3 protein-coding genes are annotated in these 2,287 nt (G+C 74.4%); all 3 read left to right on the forward strand.

Annotation, left to right across the window (positions count from 1 at the left end):
- Positions 1 to 701, forward strand: a 701-nt coding sequence (locus tag SZN_RS36755) for a 2-oxo acid dehydrogenase subunit E2 (protein WP_007506100.1), incomplete at its 5' end; no start/stop codon positions are given.
- Between the two features lie 10 nt (positions 702 to 711).
- Positions 712 to 1,716 carry a 3-oxoacyl-ACP synthase III family protein gene (locus SZN_RS36760; protein ID WP_007506102.1) on the forward strand — a complete coding sequence of 335 codons (1,005 nt, stop codon included), beginning with the start codon at positions 712 to 714 and terminating at the stop codon, positions 1,714 to 1,716.
- 83 nt (positions 1,717 to 1,799) lie between these two features.
- Positions 1,800 to 2,287, forward strand: a 488-nt coding sequence (locus SZN_RS36765; RefSeq protein ID WP_007506104.1) for a hypothetical protein, incomplete at its 3' end; no start/stop codon positions are given.

The raw sequence follows: 2,287 nt of genomic DNA on the forward strand, positions 1-2,287 counted from the left end.
GCCCCGACGCCCGTACGCAGGTGCTCGACCGGGCCCAGCGGGGCATCGCCGCCGTGGTCACCCGGGCGCATCAGGAGGTGCCCGCCGCGTTCGCCGCCGTCGAGGTCGGGGTCGACGCGGTACTGGCCCGCCTGCGGGCCCTGTCCGAGGAGACCGGCGCCGAGATCGGACTGCCCGAGGCGGTGGTCAAGGCCGTGGCCGCCGCGCACCCCGCGTTCCCCCACCTCTTCGGCACCCTGCTGGACGGGCGGACCGTACGGCTCGCCGACACCGTCGACATCGGCGTCACCGTGGACGCCGGGAACGGCCTCTACGTCCCGGTGCTGCGGGACTGCGCCTCCCGCCCCCTGGCCGACCTCGCCGACGACCTCATGGACCTCCGGATGAAGGCGTACCGCGGCGAGTTCACCGCGGGCGAGCTGTCCGGCGGCGCCCTGAGCGTGTCCCTGAACCCGGAGCCCGGCGTCCTGCTGGTCCAACCCATCGTCATGTGGCCGCAGTTGTGCATGGTCTCGGTGGGCGGCCCGCTCACCCGGCTCGTCCTGGCCGACGGCGTGCCCACCGCGACCGAGGTGGTCACCCTCGGGCTCGCCCACGACCACCGGGTGGTCAACGGGCGGGAGGCGGTCGCCTTCCTGCGCTGCGTCGCGGACGCCCTCCGTGACCCGGAGCGGCTCACCGTGTCCATCGACCGAACCTGAGGAGTGTTCCGTGGCGTACGGGTTGACGGCCTTCGGCGAGGCCCTCGGCGAGGAGACCGCGGTCAAGGACGTGGTGGCCGACTACACCGAGGACGTGGAACGCGTCCTGGGGTACGGCTACGACCACGTCCATCGCGCCGCGCCCGCCGTCAGCGTGAGCGACCTCGCCGTCGAGGCGGGGCGGCAGGCCCTGGAAGGGGTCGACCCGCGCGGGGTGGACCTGCTGGTCCTCGCCCTCACCGACCTCGCCGACCATCTGTACTGGGACGCCGCGGCCCGGGTCCAGTGGGCGCTGGGCCTGAGCAGGGCCGAGGCGGTCCTCGTCGACCAGGGCTGCGTGGGCGGGGTCACCGCCCTCGACACCGTCGCCGGCCGCTTCGCCACCCACCCCGGCTACCGCACCGCGCTGGTGGTCGGCGCCAACCGGACCGTGGAGGCGTACTGGAACCGGCTCGACACCCACTCGCTGCTCTTCTCCGACGGGGCGGCGGCCGCCCTCGCCGTACGCGACGCGCCCACCCTGCGCTGGCGCTCCTCGTACGCGGAGACCGACGGCCGGTACGCCGACTTCTTCCGGATGGACGTCGGAGGCGCCCGCCGGCCCTTCGCCCCCGGCGGCGAGACCCCCGCCGTACGCGACTCCTGGGACGTGGTCGAGCACTTCGACCACGACTCCGAACGGCTGGCCGCGTACGCCGAGGAGATCGACGACCGCACCGCGCGCGCCGTGCACCGGGCCTGCCGGCAGGCCGGGTGCGCCGAGGAGGACCTGGCCCGGCTGCTGCTGCTCAACGACAACGCCCGCGTCCTCGCGGCCCAGGCCGAGCTGGTCGGGGTCCCGCTGGAGCGCACCAACGCGCGACTGGCCGCCCGCCACGGCCACTTCGGCGCGGCCGACCACCTGTTCTCGCTGGCCCGGACGCACCGGGCCGGGGAGCTGTCGGCCGGTGACCTCGTGGCCCTCGCCGCCAACGGCCGCGGCATGCACTGGGCCTGCGCGGTCCTCCAGAGCTGATGGTCCGGCCGCCGCCCGCGCCGGACGGCCCTCCTCCCGTCATCGGACAGATGCCCTCATCGAACAGAACGGAGTACCACGCTATGAGTCGTCACCCCGTCCCGCGTGCCCTGACGGCGGCCGCGCTGCTCTGCGCCGGTCTGGGGCTGGTGTCCTGCTCGACCCCGGAGTCGGCCGTGAGCGCCTCCGACGCCTCCGACACCCCCGCCTGCAAGCTGCTGCGGCCGGTCTCCGTCCGGTTCGGCCTCGGACAGCCCTCGGTGAGCCAGATGTCCGGGGAGGGCTGCACCGCCCACAGCCCCGAGTTCGGCACCCTCACCGTCACCATGCGGGACAAGCCGCTGGACGCGGTCGCCACCGGGGAGGGCAAGCGGAGCGCCCTGCGCTTCGGGGGGCGCGACGCCGTGATGCTGATGGGATCGCTCGACGGCGTCTGCAAGATCTTCCTCGGCTCCGGTGCCCGGGACACCGTGGAACTGCGGCTCGGCCGGACCACCGCGATGACGCCCCAGGTGTGCTCCTCGCTGAAGAAGGCGACGGCGAAGGTCGCGGAGGGGCTCGGTACGGGCTC

This window comes from Streptomyces zinciresistens K42 (assembly GCF_000225525.1).
GTDB classification, from domain to species: Bacteria; Actinomycetota; Actinomycetes; order Streptomycetales; family Streptomycetaceae; genus Streptomyces; species Streptomyces zinciresistens.